Annotated in this window: 28 protein-coding genes and 1 pseudogene; 21 read left to right on the top strand and 8 right to left on the bottom strand. The window is 59.1% G+C overall.

Features of this window, described 5'->3' with window-relative positions; translation table 11 throughout:
- Positions 1–126: 126 nt before the first annotated feature.
- Complete coding sequence (locus ACTRWG_RS20040; protein WP_462829841.1) at positions 127–312, top strand: hypothetical protein; 186 nt, start codon at positions 127–129, stop codon at positions 310–312.
- Positions 313–405: 93 nt separating this feature from the next.
- On the opposite strand, the gene ACTRWG_RS20035 is transcribed toward ACTRWG_RS20040, so the two are convergent.
- Positions 406–1,689, bottom strand: coding sequence for a type II toxin-antitoxin system HipA family toxin (locus ACTRWG_RS20035; protein ID WP_027233663.1), 1,284 nt, complete (start codon positions 1,687–1,689; stop codon positions 406–408).
- Positions 1,689–1,934 (bottom strand): helix-turn-helix domain-containing protein, encoded by a 246-nt coding sequence (locus ACTRWG_RS20030; RefSeq protein WP_027233664.1) that lies wholly within the window; start codon positions 1,932–1,934, stop codon positions 1,689–1,691. Before ACTRWG_RS20030 ends, ACTRWG_RS20035 begins: the two co-directional genes overlap by 1 nt.
- A gap of 241 nt (positions 1,935–2,175) precedes the next feature.
- Between ACTRWG_RS20030 and ACTRWG_RS20025 the strand changes: the two are divergent.
- Positions 2,176–2,361 (top strand): annotated as a pseudogene (locus ACTRWG_RS20025) (IS6 family transposase); the annotation flags it as partial.
- A 140-nt stretch (positions 2,362–2,501) separates the two neighbouring features.
- A complete protein-coding gene (locus tag ACTRWG_RS20020; protein WP_027233665.1) occupies positions 2,502–2,720 on the top strand; it encodes an RNA chaperone Hfq in 219 nt (72 codons plus the stop codon).
- A 301-nt stretch (positions 2,721–3,021) separates the two neighbouring features.
- Here the strand turns inward: ACTRWG_RS20020 and ACTRWG_RS20015 are convergent, their stop codons facing one another.
- A complete protein-coding gene (locus tag ACTRWG_RS20015) occupies positions 3,022–3,339 on the bottom strand; it encodes a hypothetical protein (protein WP_154667610.1) in 318 nt (105 codons plus the stop codon).
- 104 nt (positions 3,340–3,443) lie between these two features.
- Here ACTRWG_RS20015 and ACTRWG_RS20010 point away from each other — a divergent pair, with 104 nt between their 5' ends.
- On the top strand, positions 3,444–4,343 hold the full coding sequence (locus ACTRWG_RS20010) for a HipA domain-containing protein (protein WP_245597307.1): 900 nt from the start codon (positions 3,444–3,446) through the stop codon (positions 4,341–4,343).
- Between the two features lie 118 nt (positions 4,344–4,461).
- Here ACTRWG_RS20010 and ACTRWG_RS20005 read toward each other — a convergent pair whose 3' ends face one another.
- Entirely contained in the window at positions 4,462–4,836 is a 375-nt protein-coding gene (locus ACTRWG_RS20005) for a hypothetical protein (protein WP_027233666.1), read from the bottom strand.
- Positions 4,837–4,964: 128 nt separating this feature from the next.
- Positions 4,965–5,507 carry a hypothetical protein gene (locus ACTRWG_RS20000; protein WP_462829840.1) on the bottom strand — a complete coding sequence of 181 codons (543 nt, stop codon included), beginning with the start codon at positions 5,505–5,507 and terminating at the stop codon, positions 4,965–4,967.
- Positions 5,508–5,990: 483 nt separating this feature from the next.
- Between ACTRWG_RS20000 and ACTRWG_RS19995 the strand changes: the two genes are divergently transcribed.
- The 15 genes from ACTRWG_RS19995 to ACTRWG_RS19925 are packed head-to-tail and all read left to right on the top strand — an operon-like array spanning position 5,991 to position 19,357.
- The gene (locus tag ACTRWG_RS19995; protein ID WP_027233668.1) at positions 5,991–6,284 is read left to right on the top strand and encodes a hypothetical protein; all 294 of its coding nucleotides are present in this window, start codon (positions 5,991–5,993) and stop codon (positions 6,282–6,284) included.
- A complete protein-coding gene (locus tag ACTRWG_RS19990) occupies positions 6,184–6,930 on the top strand; it encodes a lytic transglycosylase domain-containing protein (protein ID WP_462829839.1) in 747 nt (248 codons plus the stop codon). The genes ACTRWG_RS19995 and ACTRWG_RS19990 overlap by 101 nt, the downstream gene beginning before the upstream one ends.
- A gap of 11 nt (positions 6,931–6,941) precedes the next feature.
- Positions 6,942–7,229 carry a TrbC/VirB2 family protein gene (locus ACTRWG_RS19985; protein WP_027233669.1) on the top strand — a complete coding sequence of 96 codons (288 nt, stop codon included), beginning with the start codon at positions 6,942–6,944 and terminating at the stop codon, positions 7,227–7,229.
- A 27-nt stretch (positions 7,230–7,256) separates the two neighbouring features.
- Positions 7,257–7,586 (top strand): VirB3 family type IV secretion system protein, encoded by a 330-nt coding sequence (locus ACTRWG_RS19980; protein WP_027233670.1) that lies wholly within the window; start codon positions 7,257–7,259, stop codon positions 7,584–7,586.
- Positions 7,586–9,946 (top strand): VirB4 family type IV secretion/conjugal transfer ATPase, encoded by a 2,361-nt coding sequence (locus tag ACTRWG_RS19975; RefSeq protein ID WP_036796637.1) that lies wholly within the window; start codon positions 7,586–7,588, stop codon positions 9,944–9,946. Before ACTRWG_RS19980 ends, ACTRWG_RS19975 begins: the two co-directional genes overlap by 1 nt.
- Positions 9,943–10,650, top strand: a complete 708-nt coding sequence (virB5, locus tag ACTRWG_RS19970; protein ID WP_051357624.1) for a P-type DNA transfer protein VirB5 — start codon at positions 9,943–9,945, stop codon at positions 10,648–10,650. The genes ACTRWG_RS19975 and virB5 overlap by 4 nt, the downstream gene beginning before the upstream one ends.
- Positions 10,651–10,653: 3 nt before the next feature.
- Entirely contained in the window at positions 10,654–10,893 is a 240-nt protein-coding gene (locus ACTRWG_RS19965; RefSeq protein ID WP_036796639.1) for an EexN family lipoprotein, read from the top strand.
- Between the two features lie 2 nt (positions 10,894–10,895).
- Positions 10,896–11,780: a TrbL/VirB6 family protein gene (locus tag ACTRWG_RS19960; RefSeq protein WP_027233672.1), complete on the top strand. Its 885-nt coding sequence runs from the start codon at positions 10,896–10,898 to the stop codon at positions 11,778–11,780.
- A 45-nt stretch (positions 11,781–11,825) separates the two neighbouring features.
- Entirely contained in the window at positions 11,826–12,020 is a 195-nt protein-coding gene (locus tag ACTRWG_RS19955; RefSeq protein ID WP_027233673.1) for a hypothetical protein, read from the top strand.
- A 2-nt stretch (positions 12,021–12,022) separates the two neighbouring features.
- Positions 12,023–12,709 (top strand): VirB8 family type IV secretion system protein, encoded by a 687-nt coding sequence (locus tag ACTRWG_RS19950; RefSeq protein ID WP_027233674.1) that lies wholly within the window; start codon positions 12,023–12,025, stop codon positions 12,707–12,709.
- Positions 12,706–13,551 carry a TrbG/VirB9 family P-type conjugative transfer protein gene (locus ACTRWG_RS19945; protein ID WP_027233675.1) on the top strand — a complete coding sequence of 282 codons (846 nt, stop codon included), beginning with the start codon at positions 12,706–12,708 and terminating at the stop codon, positions 13,549–13,551. Before ACTRWG_RS19950 ends, ACTRWG_RS19945 begins: the two co-directional genes overlap by 4 nt.
- Before the next feature lie 2 nt (positions 13,552–13,553).
- Positions 13,554–14,699 (top strand): type IV secretion system protein VirB10, encoded by a 1,146-nt coding sequence (gene virB10, locus ACTRWG_RS19940; RefSeq protein WP_051357625.1) that lies wholly within the window; start codon positions 13,554–13,556, stop codon positions 14,697–14,699.
- Positions 14,700–14,704: 5 nt separating this feature from the next.
- Positions 14,705–15,745, top strand: coding sequence for a P-type DNA transfer ATPase VirB11 (gene virB11, locus ACTRWG_RS19935; protein WP_154667611.1), 1,041 nt, complete (start codon positions 14,705–14,707; stop codon positions 15,743–15,745).
- Positions 15,742–17,859: a type IV secretory system conjugative DNA transfer family protein gene (locus tag ACTRWG_RS19930; RefSeq protein WP_027233677.1), complete on the top strand. Its 2,118-nt coding sequence runs from the start codon at positions 15,742–15,744 to the stop codon at positions 17,857–17,859. Before virB11 ends, ACTRWG_RS19930 begins: the two co-directional genes overlap by 4 nt.
- 1 nt (position 17,860) lies before the next feature.
- Positions 17,861–19,357, top strand: coding sequence for an LPD7 domain-containing protein (locus ACTRWG_RS19925; RefSeq protein ID WP_462829838.1), 1,497 nt, complete (start codon positions 17,861–17,863; stop codon positions 19,355–19,357).
- 294 nt (positions 19,358–19,651) lie between these two features.
- Here ACTRWG_RS19925 and ACTRWG_RS19920 read toward each other — a convergent pair whose 3' ends face one another.
- The 3 genes from ACTRWG_RS19920 to ACTRWG_RS19910 form a co-directional block, all read right to left on the bottom strand.
- On the bottom strand, positions 19,652–20,611 hold the full coding sequence (locus ACTRWG_RS19920) for a homocysteine S-methyltransferase family protein (RefSeq protein WP_027233679.1): 960 nt from the start codon (positions 20,609–20,611) through the stop codon (positions 19,652–19,654).
- 88 nt (positions 20,612–20,699) lie between these two features.
- Positions 20,700–21,530 carry a class I SAM-dependent methyltransferase gene (locus tag ACTRWG_RS19915; protein WP_027233680.1) on the bottom strand — a complete coding sequence of 277 codons (831 nt, stop codon included), beginning with the start codon at positions 21,528–21,530 and terminating at the stop codon, positions 20,700–20,702.
- Positions 21,531–21,717: 187 nt separating this feature from the next.
- Positions 21,718–22,536: a class I SAM-dependent methyltransferase gene (locus ACTRWG_RS19910; RefSeq protein ID WP_051357626.1), complete on the bottom strand. Its 819-nt coding sequence runs from the start codon at positions 22,534–22,536 to the stop codon at positions 21,718–21,720.
- Between the two features lie 212 nt (positions 22,537–22,748).
- On the opposite strand from ACTRWG_RS19910, the gene ACTRWG_RS19905 reads away from it, so the two are divergent.
- Complete coding sequence (locus ACTRWG_RS19905; protein WP_462829837.1) at positions 22,749–23,381, top strand: tyrosine-type recombinase/integrase; 633 nt, start codon at positions 22,749–22,751, stop codon at positions 23,379–23,381.
- A gap of 261 nt (positions 23,382–23,642) precedes the next feature.
- Positions 23,643–23,831, top strand: a 189-nt coding sequence (locus ACTRWG_RS19900) for a transposase (RefSeq protein ID WP_462829836.1), incomplete at its 3' end; no start/stop codon positions are given.

Here is a 23,831-nt window from a genome sequence, read left to right as displayed (position 1 = left end):
CATGACGGGCGCGGAGCAGGCCGCATTCAGCCGGGTGCAAATAAGTTGGCAATGCCCCTCGAAGGAGTGGCAGGTCTCGGATGACAGGCGGCATGAGCGTTCTTTTCTCTGATCCTGGGTTTTGTAATGCGCCGCATCAACCCGTTCCAAGACAACCGCTGTCAGAAAGATATCTTGCGGCTTTTCCAGCTTTTACTCTCGCCAGAAACCGGTCTGGCCGCCACATGTGCAGAGAGCGAACCGCTGACATGCCCATACTGCTTGGGCGACGAATTCACGGAGAAAACGAAAACCTTTCAGGCGCAGCACTGAGGTCGGAATAATCACGCCAGAGCGCTGCCTGAGATTGTAAGGAGGATCAATTTGGCCATGCCCCACTGTCACATTAAGGATTGCCCCAATCACCTAAAGCGCGCTCGCCCGTCTTCGGATGCCATAGGCAATCGATTCCGACAAAAGTTGGGGAAACCCAGCTGGCAGGTTGTCCACGGTATTTTCCAAGGCCGGCTCTAGCTGCAGAACGATTTCCGACAGAACTTCTTCAGCTAGCGCAAGCCCATACCCCGCCGCCTTGGCAGCCTGCAGGAAATGCCGCGGCACAACCTCATTGATCCGGTAGTGCCCGTCCACGGCCATGGCGAGGCGCATCCGGTTCTGGCGGATCTGTCCATCTTCAACGGCCTTCTGCGCACTCAACACATCATAGAGCGGCGTCATGCGGAAACCGCCAGGGTGCAGCGCGATGCTGAAATTCTTGGCATGCCCGTCCGTCGCCCCTAAGAGCCAGAACAGGACCTGTGCGCGGAAAAATGCGCGCTGATCAGCCTCCGGATCGTCGCTTCCGGTCAGCAGCCCGATCCCCTCCGCGATTCCCGGCCCGCCAACCATTTGATATTTCTGGCTGGGCGGCACGGAGAGCGCCTGGCAGAAGTCTTCCTGCGGGAGGCGGATCAACCGGCCACCCCTGGTCCAGCGCCTGTCAAACCGCGTCACCACAAGGCTTCGAACATCCTCGAAATCCATGATTTCGACCTCAGCCACATCCATGCCCATGGCGCGGCAAAAGCTCATGCAGAAGAACTCGTTTTCGACACTGTCGGAGAGATCAATACCTGCTGGGAGCACACCGAGCTGGGTCTTTAGGATATGGGTCGTGGGGGTCATGCCCGAGGGCCGGATCCAATCGCCCTCACGGCGGAGCAGCGCGGTTTTCTCCTGCGCACCGGCTATGGAAATACGAAAGTCATCCTCTTCCTCAAGCCCCAGAGGAGCGCTCGCCAGATTGCGCAGCATGCCGGCAATTTGCGCTTCAGTGACAGGCTGGCCTTCGAGTGCACCCGTCCCGGAGACATCGCCCGCGGCGAACTGCAGCGCCCCTACGCAGTCGCGCCCGATCTTCTCCAGCATGTGCCACACGTCAGTGCCGCCCGCGCGAACCCGTACGGCGACACGCTCCCGGATTGCCTGATTGTCCGGAAGCAGATTTCCCAGATACGCGATGACGGGCCCGCCTTGGTGCGCCTCCTCGCGCAAAGGCAGGGAAAGCGAGATTGGCATGGCATGTTCCCAGGCCAGCCATTCCGGATCATAGGTAAAACTGATCGCGCCAGAACCCGCGAGACGCAGGGCACCAACCTGCCGCTCGTTCAGAAGCACCTGCATCACGCCGCCGCGCCCGCGTTTCGCCATCAGAAGATATCCTCAATTTCAACCGAGCCGCCACGTTCAACTAACTGGAACTCAAGCCCGAGGGCAGCCATAACGGTCAGCACCGTGGCCAGTTTGGTTCCTGAATCGCCATTCTCGAGCGATGAAATAGTCGCGACACGCAAATTGGTGCGTGCGCTGATATCGCTCTGTGTCCAGCCGCGCGCCTTGCGCGACCTGCGGAGTGCCTCGCCAATTTGTGAGGCTGTTCGTGCTGTGAGATCCATGACGCGACCCTTTTACGCTATAGCGTAAATCAAACAAAATTACGCTACAGCGTAATTCCCTAGACGCAGGATCTGTAATTTGCGGAGCTCGGCGGTGTTTCCTTTGAGGGTTTCAAGGATCTGTCCGCACTGATTGCTGTGAGGCAATCGTGCTGTAGCGGGCTTCACAAGGCCGAACGTTGCATTGACTCGAAGCGGGCTCCGACACGAAAGACCGCCAAAACGTTTGCGACAGAGCCCTGAAAACAGCCATCTGCCGTTTCGAAAGCGGGAGAAAACCATGCACATGCAAGGCTTCCGATCTCCCGGCAACCTGCAGCGATTCATTACCGTTCACTCCGCCATCCGAAACTATTTCTCCGTTCCTGCCAGCCGCCGCAACGCCCTTGCCATTCGATATCGTCGCCTCGAAACTATCGACACCTGAAGCGCCGCTGCGAGCATAGCCTGAAATCCGCAACCCCAGGGGCCATTTCTCAGCAACACCTCTTTAACGTGACATCACCCATTTGCCTTCCGCTTGTGATGTAGGCATGTTCGGTACACGAAGTGATCGGGGAGCCAGCGATGGCAGAGAAGACAAATGCGCTGCAGGACGGCTTCCTGACTGCGCTTGAGTTACAGAAGGTGCCGGCGACGGTTTTCTTGGTCAATGGTGTCAGACTGCAGGGCCATGTGGTGCGCCACGATCGCTATTCTCTCGCCCTGCAGCGGGCGGAACAGACCCAAATCGTTCTCAAATCTTCGATTTCTACGATCATGTCGAACGACGAATTAACTCTCTGAGGGGGCGCCGAGCTGTTTGGGCGTGATTGAGAAGGTCGAGACCTCGGCCTGTCATGCGCTCGTTTCGGCAGCATAGCCGTTCCAGAGACCGAAAGCATCGGCCTTGGCGTGGTGGTACAAAACGGCGGAAAGTTGATAGCTGCGAGGACGAAAGCCGCGCCCATCATCGGATTTTCGTGCCCGGACCGTCAGCCCGACGGCGTACGGGCGGGGCTGCCCGCCTGCAGTCTTCTGGCGCAGCGGCCCAAGCAGATGCCCCGGAAGGGGTCCGTTGCATTAACGGTCTGAATGTCCGAGCCGGTCAGAAGCTATTGGCGTTTCGAGCCAATAACAGAACTGCGCGAGGCCCTCGGCCTGCCTGCCGTTCACGCACCCGGTGACGAGCGCTTTCAAACTTCAGCAAGGCTACAGTAAGCAGGTTCAGAGCCTTGTCGCGACGATTGTACAGTTCGCGGATGCGGGAGCCAGGGTGTCCGATGCTCCAATAGCTGTGCCGATGAGCCTGGGGAACGAGTTCGGATGCTTTTATAACTGCGGCGCGCCAGTCGGCCTCGGCTTTCTCGAAACGCAGGCTCGCTCTCACAAGAACGGAACGTCGCAACTGAAGGTCGGGGTGCATGTTTGCCTCCTGCAGTCTGAGCGAACCGAAAGACGGACTCGCTCCTGAAGCGTAGCCAACCTGGCCGGATCCGGTCAACGCCCGCTTCAGGAGTGCTGGGCAGCATGCTGCTCATCGGTGTTTCAGGTCCGTTCGACCCCGGCCGCCTCCATTTCCGCCACGCTAGGGGCGGGTTCGGACATCAGGCCGCGTCGTGGTCCGGTGCCGGGCTTACATCCACAACTACACATCTCATCAAGACACAGATCGGCGAGCTGCCCGGCGGCATCGATCTCTCAGACAGCGTCGAGAACGAATACTACTGCCTCAAACTCACAGAAGCCCTCGGCCTGCCGGTGAACAACGCCGCCATTGAAACCTTCGGGGATACCAAAGCCCTTGTGATAGAGCGTTTCGACCGCCGTTGGACAAGGGACGGACGCCTCCTGCGCCTGCCGCAGGAAGACTGCTGCCAGGCTTTGTCCGTACCGCCAACCCTGAAATACCAGAATGAGGGCGGACCGGGCATGGCCGACGTACTCAGCCTGCTCAAAGGCAGCGATACACCCCTCGAAGATCAGGCAACCTTCCTGAAGGCTCAAATGATCTTCTGGCTGATCGGCGCAACAGACGGCCATGCCAAGAACTTCAGCGTGTTCCTCAGTCCGGGTGGCAGCTACCGCATGACCCCGCTCTATGACATCCTGACTGCCCAGCCTGCGCTGAACACCCGCCAGATCGAGCGCAAGCGAATGAAAATGGCGATGTCGGTGGGCAACAGCCGCCATTATCGCTTCGACCAGATTCACGGGCGGCATTTCATGCAAATGGCCATGCGGGCGGGGCTCTCGAAAAAACGTGCGCGCAGCCTCATTGAAGACATTGCAGAGCGTGCGCCCAAGGCGCTCGAAACAGCCGCAGAGTCCATGCCGGCGGGTTTCCCAACCGATGTAATTGAAGCCATCAGTGAGGCCGTCTACGGGCGCCTGAGCGGATTGCAATCGGCGACTGCCCTTGAGGGCTAGTACGCCACAAGCGGCTGCCTGCGCGAAACAACCCACTCCAGCACCGGCAGCACAAAAAGGACAACCTCAGCAGAACAGCACGAAACCAGATACCGACTGGCCGTGGCTCGCTAGCGGATCATTCCCGGTCTCCCTCCCCAGATCCGGGCTTGTAAGACAGGTAGAGATCACCGCTTTCGCGCATGCTGACCTCTGGAGCGTTGTGCTCGCCAGCGGTTTCCGCGTCTGTCGCATGCGGGTGCCGGTTCAATACCTGCTCGTAATCATAAGCCGCAGCCTTGGCCTCCTCACGGATCCGGCCGGAACTGGCATTCAGGCAATTCAGGTAGACCTCCACGTCCGCAAAGTAGAGGCGGTATTGCTCCCGCAATTCGGCACCGGTGAACCCGGCATCTTCCAGATAGGCCAGTTCCGGCCGCACCGGTTCGACACAGGCTTGCGCAGCCAGGTTTCCCGGCACCGCTGCAAGGGCAAGCGCCATCAAAAGCCGCATGCTCACATTTCCTTCCTCTTTTGTGCTGAAAGCCCGATTAAGCCCGGCTGATGTCCGGCGAACCTCGGAGACCCAAGGTCTGGAATGTGCCGCAATCATTGAGACTCGACCTTTCAACGGCACAGGTCTTAGTAATAGACGAGCTCGGACCCGGTATTGCCCTCGTAGTCCTTCCACTCGACACCAACCGCCCGGATGCGGCCGCCTTCCGGGCATCCCTTGACGGTTGGCATCACATAGCTTGGCACACCGCGCGCGCTGTAGCCATGCCAGGAAAAGCCGCCCTGAACGCCGTAGGTGCCGACCTGGGTGCTGTCGATCTCCCCGCAATAATCCTTCTCCCTCCGCGCTTCGAACTTAACATGGTAGACGCGGATGGAGCGGACAAAATCGAATGCGGGATCGCTAATGTCGATGTCGGCACGCCCGTTTTCCATGGAATAGTCTCCAGCCAGCTCCAGCATCCCGGTTGGAGGTGCTCCATCGTGCTTCAGCTGGCTGAGGACCGCCGGAAACAGCTCGGCGCGAGGCTTGCGAATCGTGACTGATGCCAGGTCCACAGTTCCCAGTTGCGGCAGTATCCCTGCAGGGTTCAGACTATCGCTGAATGCGGCGTCATAGAGGCGCTGTGCGGGGCTGGCCGATTGTCCGGGGCCAAAGGACGCTCCCATCGGGCAACGCCAGATCTGCAAAGGCGGTTCAATCGGAAATGGTGTGATCCGGCGGATGAACTCTGCACGCGCCTCGCCGCACTCTGCCGAGGCCGGCCAACCGCCTGAAAGGCAGAGCAAAATCGCGCAATCGATCGGCGCCGCCTCCGTGCGCGAAATTCCGCCTATTACCGCTGAAGCTGCTAGCAGCCCGGCCGCTACCGTTTTACGTGTTCTGCAAATCATATGCGCGATCCAAAATCATGTTACTCAACTCAAGAATGTCCAAACGCTCTAATACACGTTGGCTGGCGGAGCGTTACCCGACGGACGATGCCTGCGTCCACCCGATTTTCCAAAGTTGGCACGTTTAGCGGATTCGCGCTTACGTCATTTTCGCCTTTTATCTTTTTGCGCTTTTTTGCATTTAGCGCTTTCCTCTTGGAGTGGAATGTGATTCAAAGCTAACTGCACCTGTCATCGTATTTCGGCAGGTGAGGATAGATGCGAATTAACCGACCAGTAGTTACCAGCGATGCACTTCCTTCATTTTTCAAGAAGGGCGGCCGGGTTGAATACCGCCCCATTAACACACCAAAAGGCTGGCAGTGGGAACTGTGGGCCATCTCTCCGGACGGCCATGAGGAGATTGTCACCTCCTCGAAGACCGGCGGCCCGCGGGTTTTCAAAACAGCGGATGCATTGCTGGCCTTCCACATCCGGAACAACCCCGGCGCCAACGGCTTGTTCATCCCGATCCCCGACGACAGCGGTCAAGAAAGCACCGGCGGCAGCTAAAGGGCGCCCATCGGCATTCTTGTTGGCTGCTGTACTAGGAGTGGCGTCAGCCGCTCCCGCCTCAGCCGGAAAGCTCAGCCGGCAGGCATTTGAAGCCATTGCCGAAAACTGCGCTCCGGGCGTCGCGCTCCATATCCTGGAGAAGATTGTCCGTTCAGAGAGCGGATTCAACCCGTTCGCCATCGGTGTGAATGGCCCGGACCGCCGGAGCTATGCCCCGGCCAGCGCTGCCGAGGCGGCCATAGTGTCGCGCGAGATGATTTTTAAGGGCGAGTCCATCGACATGGGCCTCGGCCAGATTAACAGCGCCAACCTCGCCTGGCTGAGGCTCACCCCGGAAACCGTCTTTGATCCCTGCAAGAACCTTGAAGCCTCTGCCAAGGTTCTGCGCGACGGGTATGAGCGCGCGCGGGAGGCAGGCGCATCCAGAGAGGATGCGCTGGGGCAAGCCCTCTCGGCCTACAACACCGGCTCGTTCACACGCGGTTTCACAAACGGTTATGTGGCGCGCGTGCTGGGCGGGAACGGGACAGGCCGTCAACATTCTGCAGATCGCCCCCCCGTAACAGCAGCTGCCGCGGATGCGGCAACCCGCTGGGATGTGTTCGGAAGCTCCGGCACATCCGCAGCACTTGTATTTCAATAGAGGAGACCTTCATGCGAACCGATTTCGCAAAACGCCGCAAATTTGCGGCGCCCATAGTCATGGCCGCCATCCTGACCCTGGCCGCACAGCCGGCCGCGGCTGCGGGCTTCACGGATTTCTTCAACAACATCGTCGATGAGTTCAACAACGCCAAACAGCCGCTGGCCCTCATCGGGCTCATGCTGGTGGGCGTCGGCTGGCTCTTCAACTTCGTCGACCTGCGGCGGGCAGGCTGGGTCGTGGGCGGCATCGTCCTGATCTACGCCTCGACCGATGTGCTGTCGATGATCACCGCTTAAGCAGCCGGAACGGAAAAGGGAGGCCACATGGACATGGAAAAGATCAACGAGGATCCGCTGTTCCTGGCGCTGACACGCCCGGCGATGATCTGGGGCATTCCTATGGAAGCCTTTGCGATCTCCTGCGGGGTCGCGGGCCTGGCAATGATTGCTGCGGACTCGATTTTCTACCTGCTCCTGGCTCTCCCTTTTCTCGCCATGTCACGGTTCATCGTGCAGCGCGACCAGAACGCTTTCCGCATACTGTTCCGCTGGTTCGACACTGGCGCACGCTGCCTCAATCACCGGTTCTGGGGCGGTTCTTCGTCCTCGGCTCTGCGCCTCAAGCGGGACTTCAGGATCGAGGAAATTGATTGATGGGTTTTACCAAGAAAATCAAAGCGGAGCTGACCGCAGACCGCTACCTGCCTTACGTCCGGCACTCCGATGAGCACACCATTATCACGCGCGGCCGCGGCGCATTCCAGATGCTCAAACTGGACGGCGTCTCCTTTGAAACCGCTGACCGGCAGCGGATTAACACCCTGCACAACAGCCTCAATCATGCGCTGCGCAACATCGCCGATGACAATGTGATGCTCTACGTGCACGTGATCCGCACCGCAGATGACGACTACCCCGACGGCGGTTTCTCATCTGATACGAGCAAATGGATTGATGCCTGCTACCGCGAAACGCTTGAGCGCAAGACACTCTTCCGGAACGACATTTACCTGACGATATACATGCAGCCGCGGGAGCTGCCCGGCGCCAAGCTGGCGAAAGGTGTCCGCCGCGCCCGGACCAGCCAGATCGAGGTGGACAAGGATCTGCTTGGCGAACTGGATGACAAAACCCTGCAGCTCCTCAGCAACCTGAGCCTGTTCAAGCCCCGGCGGCTGGCTGTCGAGCGCAACAGCAGAGGCCTGCTGATCTCCCAGCCTGCCAGTGTGCTGCGACAGCTCATCACCGGCCACAATGAGCCCGTCCCTGTTGTCATGGGCACCATCGGCAATGCGATCTACACTGACCGGGTGATTTTCGGCCGGGAAGCGTTCGAAATCCGGTACCCGGCCGCTTCCACCTATGGCGCCATGTTCGGGGTGAAGGAGTACCACGCCGTCACCCGCCCCAATATGTTCGACAACCTGCTGACGGCCCCGTTTCAATACGTGCTGACCCAATCCTTCCGCTGCGTGGCCAAGAATGAAGCCCTCCGTGCCATGTCGCTCAAGGAAGGCCGCATGCGCAACTCCAAGGATCCGGCGCTGTCCCAGGCGGACCAGCTGGTCGAGGCGCGCGATGAGCTCATGTCCGGCCATTACGTCATGGGCGAGCACAACTTGAGCCTGGCTGTCTTTGCCAGCGACGCGAAGGCCCTGAAAAACCACGTGGCAGACGCCAAGAACCTGCTGGCGGAATCCGGGGCAGTTGCCGGCCGGGAAGACCTGGGCCTTGAAAGCGCCTTCTGGTCACAGCTTCCCGGCAATCACGCGTTCCGCATCCGCCCTGCCCTGATCACCAGCCGGAATTTCACGGCAATGGCCCCCTTGCACAACTTCCCGGCCGGGCACCGGAGCGGCAACGAATGGGGCAGCGCCATCGCTAAGCTGCGCTCCACCGCGGGCACACCTTTCTATTTCAACTTCCATGTCGAAGACCTGGGGCATGCGCTTATCTGCGGCCCCTCCGGCTCGGGCAAGACCGTTTTCCAGACCTTCATGCTGTCCCAGCTGGGAAAGTTTGGCGCCAAGGGCATCCTCTTTGACAAGGATTACGGCTGCGAGATCTTCGTGCGCGCCTTGGGCGGAAGCTACCTCGGCTTCCAGCCCGGGCAGCCAACGGGCTGTGCCCCCTTCATGGCGATCGACGCGACGCCCGAAGCCACGCCGTTTCTTGTCTCGCTGGTGAAAAGCATACTGAGCGGTGGCGACGACAGCTGCCGTTTCTCTGCCGAAGACCAGAAGCGTATCGAATCTGCAGTTACCTCGCTGGCCACCCTGCCACGCGGACAGCGCTCGGTCTCGACGCTGAAAGAACTGCTGGGCTTCGGCCGGGGCGCCGGGGATATCGGCAACCGGCTGGACCGCTGGTGCGAAACCGGCCAGCTCGGCTGGATCTTCGACAACCAGGCGGACTCAATCGATTTCGGGGCCAGCTTGGCTGGATTTGATATCACCGCGTTTTTGGATGATCCGGAAATCCGCAATCCGATCATGATGTACCTCATGTACAGGGTCGAGCAGCTGATCAACGGCCAGCGCATCGCAATCTTTATCGATGAATTCTGGAAAGCGCTGTCGGACCCCTATTTCGTGTCTTTTGTGCGGGACAAGCTGAAGGTGATCCGGAAGCAGAACGGCATCATCGTGGCCGGCACCCAGTCCCCCTCGGACGTGCTTGCCAGCCCGATCGCCCGGACCGTGATTGAGCAATGCGCCAACCTCATATTCTTCGGCTCGGACAAGGCCAGCCGGGCCGACCTTATAGACGGCTTCGGGCTATCCGAACGGGAATTCGACATCATCCGGAACGAGCTGCCGCGGGGACACTTCCTGGTGAAACAGGGCGGAAACTCGGTGGTCTGCGATCTGGATCTGACCGGGCTTGATGACGTCCTGACTGTTCTTTCAGGCCGCACCGCCACCAATGAAATCATGCGTGAGCTGCGGGCTGATAACCCGGATCCTGCACACTGGCTTCCCCTTCTGTTCCAAAGACGAAAGGAGATGGAATGAAAAAACTCCTGCTCACATCCGCAGTCGCTCTGACCCTGTCATGCACAGGCGCGCATGCCGCAGGTGTCCCAGTTGTCGATGCTACAGCCATCGCCAACGCCAAGGCGCAGTTCGCCAAGGAACTCGCGCAGATGGCAAAGGAGCTTGAGGAGGCCAGACGTCTCTATGACTCTGTGAACGGCCTGACCAGCATGGATGACATTGCCGAGGCGCTTAATGATCCCAAAGTCCGGGAGCTGCTGGGTGCTGATGCAATGCGGATTGCCAGCGCCTTTGATGTCGATCTCGATGGCTTGGGAGAACTGGCCGGGGCCGCGCGGGATGTCTACGATCATGCCTCTCTGATTGGCGCGGACATCTCCGCCGAGGATTTCTACCGGAACGAACTGGAGCGCATAAAAGGCCAGAGCGCCCGGAATGCCGCCATGGGAGACCGCATTCTGCAGGTAGCCGACGACCGGCTATCCGGGCTGGAAAAGCTGCGCATGGAAATCGGCCGGGCGGAAACTCAGAAGGAGATCAACGCCCTGAACGCCCGCCTCTCGGTCGAGCAGGCCATGCTGCAGAACGACACCAACCGAATCCAGGGCCTCGCCATGCTGCAGGAGGCGCAGATGCAGGTCGAAGAACAGCGTCAGCACGGATACCGGGCCAAATTGCGAGTGCAACGCCTTGAAAACGCGAAAAATCTCTATGGAGAATAAGTGATGAAATTTCGAGCGGCGACCTTCCTTTCTCCGCTTTTTCTTGTCGCGTGTAACGAGGAGGAAAACCACACGATCGAATACTTCCTGGAAAACGAACATGAACGAGCGGCGATGATCGAAGCTTGCGAAGTACAAGATAGATCAGGTGAAGATGCAAATTGCCGAAACGCAACAGAAGCGGCTGCAAAAGCTCGGCGGATCAAGAGGTTGGAAACCGCCAAAAGACTCTACGGAGAATAGTGATGTGGGATTGGTTCTTTTCTCAGTTTACCAGCAGCATCGCGGACACAACCAACACGATTGCCGGCAAAATGTCAGGTGCGCTGGCAGCACCTCTGGCCGCAGCCATGACCCTGTATATCGTGCTCTATGGTTTTGCGATCATGCGCGGCATGATTCAGGAGCCTGTGATGGATTTCTTGGCGCGCGGGATAAAACTCGCCATCATTTGGTCCTTGGTTAGCGGTGTGGGCGGCTACACGAGCTGGGTTTCGAACACAATTCTGACTGACACACCGGCATTTGTAACCGGCATAACTGGGGGAAGGGGGAATAATCCGGCCGACAGTGTAATGGCGCACGTCACAGATCTAGGAGTTCGTGCTGAGGAAGAAGCAGGAAGCGGCATTTCCGGCAGTATCACTGGATCCATCCAAAACCTGGTCATAATGGCCTATGGCGCCATTTTTTCAGCAGTTGCACTGTTTGTAGCCGTCATCACGCACTTCGGGTTGGCGATTATGGCGGCGATAGGCCCTTTGTTCATCTGTTTTGCACTATTCGATGTATCTCGAGGATGGTTTTTCTCCTGGCTCGGCCAAACAGTGAACTTCGCAGTTCTTAAACTGCTGGTGGTTGTTGTCATGACCATCATCGTTGATTTTCTTGCAAAGGTTATCACCAAAACCTCTGGAGTTGATGCGCTCACTGCAATGATGAACTACGCAGTAGCACTCACTTGCGGCATGCTGTTCTTCTTTCTCCTGCCGTCCATAGCCTCGGCGCTGACCGCTGGCACGGGTGCCTCCACGGGCGCGCTTCAACGGGTTGTTGAGCGGAAACTCCTGGGCAGCTCAAGCAGCGGCGGTGGAAACAGCACGCATAGCGGCTCCGCAACCAGAACCTGAGGCCGCGCAAATCCGGTCCCATCACCCTCAAACACCAGGTATTACATGAAAAAGCTTATTGTTCTGGCGGCGGCGCTTGGCGTCACCGCTTGCGCCCCGGTGACTCCGCTGCCCGATGTCAGGGGAAGCATGGTGCGCCCGCTGAACCCCACGAAATGGGACTACCAGGAGGCCGTGCTCCAGAAGCAGAAGGAAATCGGGCTCGCAAATCCCACCGATCAGGATAGCCGCGGGAGCTGATCATGAAGGATGCACACGACAAGGAATTCCAGAAATACCTGAGCGAGGCGAGGTCCTTTGACTATGACCTGCGCATTGCCGCAGAACGGTCAAAGCGGGTGGCCTGGGTCATCGCGGGCGGTGCGAGTGTGCTGGCCCTCGCGGCCGTCACTGCAGTAGCCGCGTTGGCGCCGCTGAAAGAGGTCACGCCTTTTGTGATCCGCGTGGACGAGGCCAGCGGCGTGCCGGAGGTCATGACTGCACTGGAAGACGGCGGGCAGACCTATGACGAGGCCGTATCGCGCTATTTTCTTGCCCGCTACGTGCGGGCGCGGGAGGGCTACTCATACGCTGAAAGGGAAGCAATTTTTCACGAGGTCTCGCTTCTATCCTCGCCGGAAGCTCAGCGAGAGTTCTCGGCCTATTACAACGCCAGCAACCCGCAAAGCCCGCAGTACACCTACGGCAAGGACACCAAGGCCGAGATCAAGATCCGCTCGATTGCCTTCCTCGGGGACGGACTGGCCCAGGTGCGCTTCTACCGCACCGAAATCAACGAGCGGGAAGACCTCAGAACCCGCAGCCATTGGGTGGCCACCATCAGCTTCGAGTTCGAACCGCGTGCTGAAATCAGCTCCGAAGACCGGCTGATCAACCCGCTGGGCTTCATCGCCAATAGCTACCGTGCCGACCCGGAGGTGGTGGAATGAGACTGAAAGCAGCCCTTCTGGCCAGTGTCCTGCTGGCCGCCGCGGGTCCGGCGGCGGCACTGGATATTCCCGATCCTTCACGGTCGGACAGCCGCGTGCGCTCGGTGCGCTATAACGAATGGGATGTTGTGCGCGTGATCGGCACCATCCGCACCACGGTTCAGATCGTTTTTGCCCAGAGCGAAGAAATCATCGATGTGGCGGGCGGCGACACGGTTGCCTGGGAAATCCAGCCGCGGGGAAACATCCTCTACCTCAAGGCGCGCGAGGCCAATCCTCCAACCAATCTCCAGGTCGCCACCATGCGGGCGGATGGCACAACGCGCACCTATTCCATGGAGCTGATCACCCGCGACGGCGAAATCATGCACAATACGCGGGATGTCTATTTCCAGATCCGCTACGCCTATCCCGGCGACGAGGCGGAACGCAGGCGTGCGGAAGCTGCCGAACACAAAGCCCGCGCACAGGAGCAGGCCGCAGCAGCGCGGCTTGCCGATGCGGTGGCAACCACCGGTACAAAGAACTGGCGCTATTTGGCGGCTGGCTCCCGCGACCTGCAGCCCGCCAGCGCCTATGACAATAGCGAAATGACCGTGCTGTCGTTTAAGCGCCGCACCCGGCTGCCTTCTGTCTTCATCGTGGAAAATGGGCGAGAGCGCAGCGCAAACACAACCGTCCGGAAAAACCAGATCATCGTCCACGACATAGCGCCGGAACTGCGCCTGCGCCTCGGAAACCAGGTCACGGCGATTTACAACATGGGGCCTGATGAAGGCCGCAGCGGCACAGGCACCGGCACAATTTCCCGCTCCGTGCGGCGCGAAATCATCGGGGAATAATCATGGCTGACGACAAGAACCCACTTGATGCCGGGACCGAAAGCGCGATCCCCGAAGAGCGCGGCATCTCCTCCGTAACCGCAGAAAAGACCGGCGGGCTGGATGGCGAAACCCGGAAGAAGCTTTTGGTGCTGGCGGGTATCACCTTCCTTGGTATCGCCGCCTACGCGCAATGGCCCAGCGACGAGGTGCCGGAGGAGCCGGAAACGCAGCAGGCATTCACGCGGATCCGCTCCAGCAGCGGCTTCCAGCCCGCCGATCTTCCGGATCCGGCACCTGCTGTCCTGCCGGCACCGGTTCCGTCTGAGCCGGAAGAACCGCTTGGCCCCATCGAACAGGCCAGAGCCGAGGAAGAGCTTCGCCCTGCCACACCCAGCAAGGCAGACCTGATCTACGAAAGCTCGAAGCGGGCCCCGCTCCTGGCCTACTCAGGTCCCCGCGGCACCGCAGCAGCCAACGCGGACGCGGCAGCGGGCAGCCCCGGCGGCCTGTTCGGCAGTGCCGCCGACAGTGCAGGTGGAGACTTGAGCGGCTTTGCGTCTTCGCTGCTCACCGGGGCGCCCTCGCCCGCCAAAGCCAAGCTTCTCGAAAATCCGCATTTGACCATCACCCAGGGAACAATGATCCCCTGCGCGCTTGATACAGCGATGGATTCCAGCAACCCCGGCATGGTCCGCTGCAGCGTGACCGACGACATATTCTCCACCACCGGCGCGGTTGTTCTGCTGGAACGGGGAACCCGGATCATTGGCGAATACCAGAGCGGCATGAAGCGGGGGAACAGGCGCCTGTTCGTGGTCTGGAACCGGGCAGAAACCCCCAATGGCGTCATCGTCAGCCTGGCGTCTCCCGCCACCGATGCCCTCGGCCGCAGCGGATTTGACGGTGATGTGGATACCCGGTTCTGGACCCGCTTCGGCGGCACCATGATGCTGTCAATCATTGATGACGCCCTGGCGATTGCGGCAAACCGCCATGATGACGACGGCGAATATGAGAGCACAAGCAACGGTGCCAGCAGGCTGGCTGAAATAGAGCTGGAAAACACCATCAACGTGCCAGTGATCCTGCGGAAGAACCAGGGCGAGGAGGTTGCCGTGATGGTTGCCCGCGACCTGGACTTTTCCTCTGTCTACAAGCTGCGGTGACCGCCATGACAGAACCCCGTCCCATCGCAATGGCAAAGCGGGTGCCGGTGGCACTCGCGGCCTATCTGGAGCCGCTCGACTGCTTCCTCGACCGGCCGGATGTTATCGAGATCTGCGTCAACAGCCCCGGCCAGGTCTTCGTCGAGGCCTATTCCGGCTGGGAGACCCACAGCCTCCTTCAGCTGACATTCGACTTCCTCATGAGCATGGTGCGTGCCATCGGCTCCTACACCCGCCAGGAGATCAACGAAACCAGCCCGCTTCTGTCCGGCTCGCTGCCGGGCGGCGAGCGGATTCAGATTGTGGTGCCGCCAGCGGTTCCCGCAGGCACTGTCAGCATCACGATCCGGAAACCGGCTCAGTGCAGCTTTACACTGGATGAGCTGGCCAGGCTGGGGATGTTCGATGACGTCACAGCCGATGCAGATACGCCCGATGCGGACAGCAGAGAGCTGATGCAGCTGCACAAGGACCAAGCTTGGCTCCCCTTTCTGAAGAAGGCCGTCACCGCCAAGAAAAACATCCTGATTTCCGGCGCCACCGGCTCGGGCAAAACAACCTTCTCCAAGGCACTGATCCCGCTGATCCCCGAGCATGAACGGCTGATCACGATCGAGGACACCGTGGAGCTCGAGCTGCCGCAGCCCAATGCGGTGCGGCTGATCTATTCGAAAGGCGGCCAGGGCGAAGCCAATGTGTCCGCACGTGACCTTCTGGAAAGCGCCCTGCGGATGCGGCCTGACCGGATCTTCCTGCAGGAGCTGCGCGACGCCGCGGCTTTCTACTATCTGCGCAATGTGAACACCGGCCACTCAGGGTCGATCACCACCATCCACGCGGATTCCGCGCAACTCGCCTTCGAGCAGCTGGCCCTGCTGGTGAAGGAAAGCGAGGCGGGGCGCGACCTCAAGCGCGGCGAAATCAAGGACATGCTTTACCAGATGGTGGATGTGGTGGTGCAGATCAGGAAAACCCCGCAAGGGCGGCGCATTACCGAGATCTTCTATGACCCCTCCTTGAAACAAGCCAAAGGAGGGGTGAAATGATCGTCCAGTACTGGCCCCGCATGGGCACTGGCGCCCGCATTACCGCGGTGGCAGCGGGGACGGGTATTGCCGCCTTGGGCGGCCTTGCCGCTTCTGCCATGGTGCTGCAGTGGGGACTTAAGATGCCGGTGTCCTTGCCTCAGGATCTTCTGATCTATCCCGAGTTTGCGCTGGCGGGTGGCCAGCCCGCGCAGACCGCGAAATGGGTGAAACTGGCGGGCTATGCCGCGCTGGCGCCTGCGGCTCTGATCATCGCAGGGATTCTCAAGTCTCAGCCGAAGCCTGACCTGCACGGCAGTGCTGCATTTGCCAAGGGCGCAGATATCAGACGTGCAGGCCTGCGGGCAAAACAAGGGCTGATTGCAGGGTTCACAGGCCCCCTGCCCTCGCCGAACTACGGCAAGCCCGTTGACCGTTTCGGGCGGGTCGATGAAGACAACGGCAAGGTGAAAGTGGCCAGGACCGGCCATCTGACAGCCAGCAACCTTCTGCGCTATGGCGGGCCGGAGCACATGATGCTCTATGCGCCGACCCGTTCGGGCAAGGGCGTGGGTGTTGTGATCCCCAACCTGCTGAACTGGCCGGAATCGGCCGTCATCCTCGATATCAAGAAAGAGAACTGGACCCTCACCGCAGGCTTCCGGAAAGCAGGCGGCCAGGAGGTGTTCATGTTCGACCCCTTGGAGCCAAACGGCTGCACGCACCGCTGGAACCCGCTGTCCGCCGTGCGCCGGGGCACCGACTACCAGATCGATGATCTCCAGCGCCTGGCTGACCTGTTCATTCCTGTGCAATCCAAAGACCCGTTCTTCGACCGCGCCGCCCAGACCGCCTTTGTCGGCGTCGGCGGCTATCTGGCCGAAACGCCCGAGCTGCCGTTCACCCTCGGCGAAATCTACCGTCAGCTCACCCTCACAGATAAGTTCGTCAAGACATTCAAAAAGCGGATCGAGGACCGGGCCGCATCGGGAACGCCCCTGTCGCAGCAAACGGTCTCCACGCTCAACGACTTCCTTTCCAAGAGCGAGGCAACCTTTGAAAGCGTGAAGTCCACCATCACCGCAAACCTGGGTCTGTTTGCAAACCCGATGCTCGACCGCGCAACATCGGCGTCTGATTTCAACTTCGCCGATCTGCGCAAGAAACCGATGAGCATCTATGTCGGCATCACCCCCAACAACCTCGGCCGCCTGGCACCCCTGCTCAACTTGTTCTTCCAAAGCTGCGTTGACGCCAATATGCAGGAACTGCCCGAGCACAATCCCGAGCTGAAACACCGCGTCCTGTTGTGCATGGATGAGTTTGCGGCCGTGGGTGAGCTGCCCAGCTTCAAACGCGGCATCGGGTATTTCGCGGGCTACGGGCTGAAGGTGCTGACCATCCTTCAGACACCGGCGCAGCTGGCGGATATCTACGGCCAGGAGGGGGCAAAATCCTATATGGACAACGCCGGCGTGACCGTGGTGTTCACACCCAAGAATATCGACGAAGCCAAGAAGATCTCAGAACGCCTCGGCACCCATGGCATGGCCGCGAGGAGCGAAAGCAAGTCGAAATACCTGGCAGAACGCAAAACGACAACTATCAGCGAGAGCGAGCAGAAGCGTGATCTGATGATGCCGCAGGAGCTGCTGGAGCTGTCCGACACGGAAGCGCTGGTTCTGATCGGCGGCGAGCGCCCGGTTCGGGCGCGCAAGATCCGCTTTTACGCGGAGGAGGTGTTTCTGGCCCGCTCGCGCATCAAGCCGCCGGAGGTCCCGGTCGTGCCGAAGCGGGAAGCTGGCGAGGACATCTCGGCTCTGAAAGCTGAGAACGGGGCAATGCGCAAGCGTCTGACCGCACTGGAGGAAACCGTGTCCCGGCTCACACTCCTCAAGGGGTTCCAGGAAGAGAATATGGCCAGCGGCAAACCCGCCGAGGTTCCGATGACCGACGAGGAGGTGGCTGATCCCAGCGGCATCTCCTTCGAGAAATTGGCGCTCGACAGTGCCGGGCTTACCGAGAAGATCGCCAAGCTGAGCACCACCCGAAAACTGACAACACCGCAGGGTACGCACGACATTCTGGCAGCGCTTGGCGTGCCGGACAAACCGCAGAAACAGGAAAGGGCCTGATATGGAAGATCATGGGCAACAAGTTGTTCAGCCTGAGCCGCAACAGGCTCCCGAACAGGCAGTTCCGCAAGAAGACACCGCGGGCACTAGTTTGCTGGAAAAAACCGCTGGTAAGGTCAATGTCCAGGAACCTGCTTCTGATGCGATGGTTCGGCAGCCGCAGCAGGACGGTGAAATCGAACCGGGCCGCCCTGCCCCGCAGCACGCCCACGAGCAGCCCCGCTTCGGCATGCCCCGCAGCTTTGAAGAACGTTTCCTGATTACGAAACATGCAAACCAGCGGAAGCTGTTCCGCGCCTATGACGATGAACGCCCGGCCATCGTGGACAAGGGCGACAAGCTGTCCACCAGGAATGCCGACCGTTCCACTGCCATGGACATGATCGAGCTGGCTGCCCACCGCGGCTGGCAAGGTATCAAGGCCCGCGGACCGGAAGACTTCCGCCGTGAAATGTGGATCGAGGGCACCGCCCACGGCATGAAGGTCCAAGGCTACAGGCCGTCCGAACAGGACCGCAAGGAATCTGATCGCAGGGCGCAGCTGATCGGTGACCGGGTGATTGAGCGCTTGGATGACGGCAAATCCGGCCACGCCAGGCACTCTTCGCCCGCTCCAGCAGCATCTGCGGGTGACCGGCATGATAGTGGCAAGACCACCAACGTGATCGACATGCCAAACTATGAAAAGGGCGTGCGCGGCAAGGTCACCGAAACCGGCTCGGCCCCCTATCGTGACCGTGAAGGCGCCAAAGCCACCCCGTTTGTGGAACTCGAATTGGCATCAGGTCAGAAGCACAAGGTTTGGGGTGTTTCCCTACCGGATATCATAAAGGAGAACCGCCTGCAGGTCGGCGACACGGCAACGCTCCGCTCCGACGGCACCCAAACCGTAACCGTCCAGGTCAAGGCTCCAAAAACCGGCGAAATCTCTGAACGGGAGGTGCAACGGCGCACCTGGGTTGCGGAAGACATCGAACGTGCGGAGGCAAAGAGCCGGAAACCCGATAAAGCCGCGGTCAAAATGAACGAGCCGCTGCTTACGGATCCGGCGCCAGCCGTACCGGTTGGCCCTGCAGCCCAGCAGTCAAACCCGGAGGCCAGTGGAATCCCGGACAAGGATCGGGAACAGCAGCCTGCCACCGATCGCCTGGAGGACCGCATACGCCACTTCGAGCCGGGCGACGAGCAGGTGAAAGGAGCCGCCAGCATCGCTGCAAAAACAGATGCCGCTCTGCGCCACGCCGGGGTGCCGGAAGAAGAACGGGAAAAGGCCCTGTCCAATTTGGCGGGCAACCTGGCCGAGAGCCTGCGGGCCGGGAAGACCTTCGACGTGCAAAAACTTCCCAATGTCACCCGAGAACAGGAAGCCGAAGCGGAAAAACTGGCCAAGGCTGGCCAGCAGGCGAGCGCTGAGGTGCGGCAGGCAAAGGTTCAGCAGCGAGGCCAGGGTGAACTAGAGGAACGGCAGCGTGAAGAGGCCCGCGAACGCGAAAGGTGAAAAGGCGGTTAGATCAGCAGCCTGTGTCCGCCTTGTGTTGGTTCCGGTTTCGGCAAAGTCGGTGGCTCTAGACGGAAGCGGACATAGGCTCCGAATGCAGCGAGCGGCAGGTCCGAGCCCATACTGTGAATCCGGTTTTCATGCTGCGCGCGCTCGCAGCGCGCCGATCTGCTGCACTGCCGAATTTCTTTCTTTGCATGGCAGAGGAGAATGCAGCCATTACGGCAAGCCGCGGCAAATTTGAAACCTCGAATTCACGGGTCGCGGGACAAATTGGCCATTCGGACAAATGCTCTACTTCGCCGCCATCTGTCTTCGGGCCTCGCCGACCTGGCGCGTGATTTGTCCGATATGGCGTCCGTCCGTGCCACAACAACCGCCCCATACGTTGATGTGGGGGAAGCGTCGGGCCAGGTCGGCCATTTGACCCCCGAGTTCTTCCGGATCGCCATCTTCCAAGTGACCAAGCTTGCAAAGATCGAGCGTCTCCATCGCAACTGCGTTGGGCATAAAGCCACCAAGACGGCGGGCCCAATCTCCTTCGGTCAATCCGGGTGTGAATTCGGTCGGGTGTGTGCAGTTGATCATGTAGTAGGCAGGAGCACTTTCGGTGGCAGCATCGACGGCGCCTATTGCCTCTTCCAGCGTTTCTCCTCCTTTAAGTTTGCCTCCCCGGGCAACGAAGAAAGAAATCACAATGGGAATGTCAGCCGATTTTGCGGCTCTCGCAATTCCAGTCGCTTCTTCGATGCTCGAGAATGTGGCAGCTGTTACGACATCTGCTCCGGCTTTCTTGAATGTTTGAATTTGCTCAGAGTGATAGTCTTCCGCCTCAGCGGCATCTGGCGTCCGACCCACGTTATAGGCATCCCCTCGCGGACCGATGACGCCTCCAACGATCATCGGCGTCTCCGGGCTGTCGTACTCCTTGGCGAAGTCCTTGTAGAACTCAATTCCGCGGATGTTGATTTCTTCGAGAGCCTCTTTGGAAAACCCAATCAACTCTCCCCAATCCCGGCTGGCGCGATAGTGCAGCCCTTCGTTGATGACGCCAAAGCCGTTCTCCACAGCCGCTTCGACCAGCTTGCGATGGTAATCGCTCAGACACGCGACACCGCGCTTAACGTTGAGAAGTTCGAAGGCGCAAAAATGTCGTAGCGTGAATCCGTCGACATACTGAAGCCAGGTTTCAAATCCTCCGCCGCAGGTCATGTTCTGGCCATTCAATTGTGGCAAGTTGTTTTTGGACGTCATTTCGTAACTCCCCTTGATTGAACGCCATTCTAGCTAAAAACGGACGACACGTCGTGTTTAACTGGCTGAGGTATCTAGAAGATGGGATCTATCGATTCTTACGGCAGATGATCTGAACTGGATGCGTTCTTCGCTCTTCGATATTGCGTGCAGCGTTCCTGACAATTTGCGGCGCCAGCTTTCCCAGCAATATATGGACACCAAAAATCGGTGCTTCACCCTTCTCGGCCAGTTCGATTGCCCGCAGATAACCTTGAAGATACTTTTCGCCAGTATCGATGACTTCGATGTCTGCAAAACCCGCCTTTTCCAGAGCCGCAACCGTGTCCGCGGGCCGCATTAGATAGGCCCCGGTCCCGTCTTCAGACCAGGGCACCGGGTGATGAGGATTGCCGACCTCGCCAAGTCCATGCTCAGTCAATGCGAAGAAGGCTCCTGGTTTTAGAACGCGAAACGCCTCGCCAAAAAAAGTGGCGCGGTCAGGAACGTTCATCGTCACATGCTGGGTGCATCCACCGTCAAAGGTTTCGTCTGCATAGGGTAGTTCCTGCCCGTCACCATGTGCGATCCTTACATCGTCCTGCATGCCAACGAGCTTGGAAAGCTGGTTTCCGGCCACAACGAAGGGAGCGGTGATATCCAAGCCGTCAACTTCACAGCCGAAGCGTTTGGCAAGGTATCTTGCTGGTCCACCTATGCCACAGCCAATGTCCACCAGACGCTGCCCGGCTTTGATCGGCAGGGCATCGGCCAACTCAACGGTGGCTGGAAAACCACGGGCGTGAAAGTGATCAACAGGTGCCAATTGTTCAATTGTCACGGTTTCTGGATCGATCCCGGCCGATCGCATGGCGTCCAAGATCTTGGCGAATACGTCGCCCGTTCCCCAATGATCTGAAATCGATTGTGCGTCCGTCATGAAATGCCCCCTCCTTCACGCACGAACGCTAGCATGAAGAATGATGCAGAAGGAAGAATGCGGTTTGCAGCGAAGCCCGCAAGGGGCTCTCCGCGGTCATCAGACGGAAACGCTCGGGATTTGGCGGTGCCGGCGGCCCTCTATGACCGGGGTGCGGACAAAACGGAATTCGACAGAATAACGACTACTATTCAGCCTCTGCCTGCACGATCGCGATGGCCACTGGTGCTCGATAAATATTCTTGTCGCGAAAATTGGCCCTTACGGCATCGGTTACTTGAGCCCGAATTGCTTCAATCACTTCCGGCTTCTGACCCTTGATAAGCTGGGACGCCGCAACCGTTGCCGTGAGGAATATCTCGAATAACTCACCCGGTTCATTCAAGAGCCAATGCGTTGTGACATTTTCATGGGAAACCATACGCAAGCCAGATGCCTTCATCATCGCCTTCGCTTCGTCGGGCCGCGCAAAAGCGAAAAGGTCCGGCTGAGCGGGGGCATCGGAAAAATCTGCATTCGTCTTAATCGCACCAAACACAGTTGCGAAAGCCGGAGAAACATCTGGGGTCGCCCAAGTTGCCATCAAGAAACGACCGCCCGTACGCAGCACCCTGTTGATTTCATCTAACGCTTTTGGTTGCTCAGGTAAGTGCATCATTCCAAAGTTGCAGACCACCTGATCAAATTGGCCGTCAGCGAAAGGAAGTGCTGCGGCGTCACCCTGCTGAAGAACAGCATCTGGTGCAGTCTCCGCCGCTAAGGCAAGCATTTCTTCAGAGAAGTCTAAGCCAGTAACACGTGAACCCGCCTCGCTAAGCATTGCAGTCAAGGTGCCTTGCCCGCAACATAAATCCAGAACTGACAATCCTTTTGGCGATCCACGATTGATCAACTCCCGGGCCGCGTAGTCCGTTACAGGGCCAAACTTTTTTACATAGGCGGAGACAATGTTCTCGTCGGCCCAGCCGAGGCGCTCGCGGGCAGCGAATTCGTCAAAATCTTGCATATTATCCCCCGTCCTCCGTCTGGCATTCCCATTGTTAGTCGAATGATAAATGAAAACAGTGAGGTCAGCTACGGGCTCAGACCAGCCCAATGCATCCGCGGCGTGTCCCAAAGAATAGGCGACCTGACAACGGCCATTCAAACTGCCTGTAAAATTCAGGTGTCAGCGCGGTGCTGATGTCTGGGCTTGGCGGGAGGATTGGAGGGAGCACTATGCCAAGAGTCCAACTTCCCGCTGTCACCCCGAAACGAAGAGCCTGGAACAAGGGCCGGATCATCGGCCAGAAACGACTACTGTTGCCGAAACAGGTCTGGGCAATCCGAGCGCGGCTCGAACTGGCGGGCAACCTGTGCGATCTTGCGCTGTTCAACGTGGCAATTGATAGCAAGCTTCGCGGATGCGATCTGGTGAAACTGGCTGTAACCGACCTGGTGAGGGATGATCGCGTTCGCGAAAGAGTGTCCGTGATCCAGAGCAAAACCAAACGGCCCGTTCAGTTCGAACTCTCTGAAAACACGCGGAATACCATTACCGCATGGATCAAGTCGCCGGAAATGATCGGCTGCCGTTTCATGTTTCCCAGCCGGTTTCACGACCGCCCGCATATCTCAACGCGCCAATATGGCCGGCTTGTGCGGGATTGGGTGGCGGCGATCGGGCTGGAGCCCAGTGGATACGGCACCCATTCGCTGCGCCGGACCAAAGCAGCGGAGATATACCGCAAAACCGGAAATCTCAGAGCGGTTCAGCTTCTGCTCGGACATACCAAGGTTGACAGTACAGTCAGATATCTTGGCGTCGAACTTGAAGATGCGCTGAGTATCGCCGAGCAAATCGACATTTGAACCACCTTGGCGGGCGGCTCTTGCCGTTCGCCAATCCTGAGCGGACCTGCGTTCGCGACGCAGCCGTGGTTCTGACGACCCCACACCAGAAGTGCCGATTTCTCGCTGCGCGCGCTCGCAGCAAGAATTTCACCGCGAGCGCTTCGTTCTCAACGCCGCTGCGCATCGTGTAGTGCAGCCATTCATGCCAAGTGTGACCTGCCCCCCGCAAAATCCCTCACCATGAAGTAGAGTCTGCCCAACCTATGTAGGAGCAGACGAATGCGGAAGAGCCGTTTCACCGAGGCGCAAATCATCGGGATGATCAAAGAGCAGGAAGCCGGGATGCCGACAGCGGAGGTGTGCCGCCGGCACGGCCTGAGCCCGGCGACTTTTTACAAGCTGAAGTCCAAGTATGGCGGCATGGAGGTATCGGAGGCCGCGCGGCTGAAGGCGCTGGAAGATGAGAAT

This window comes from Leisingera sp. G5_S3_59_S7, from assembly GCF_054968485.1.
The sequence above is the reverse complement of the archived record's forward strand: the minus strand, read 5'-3'. Positions and strand labels throughout refer to the sequence as shown.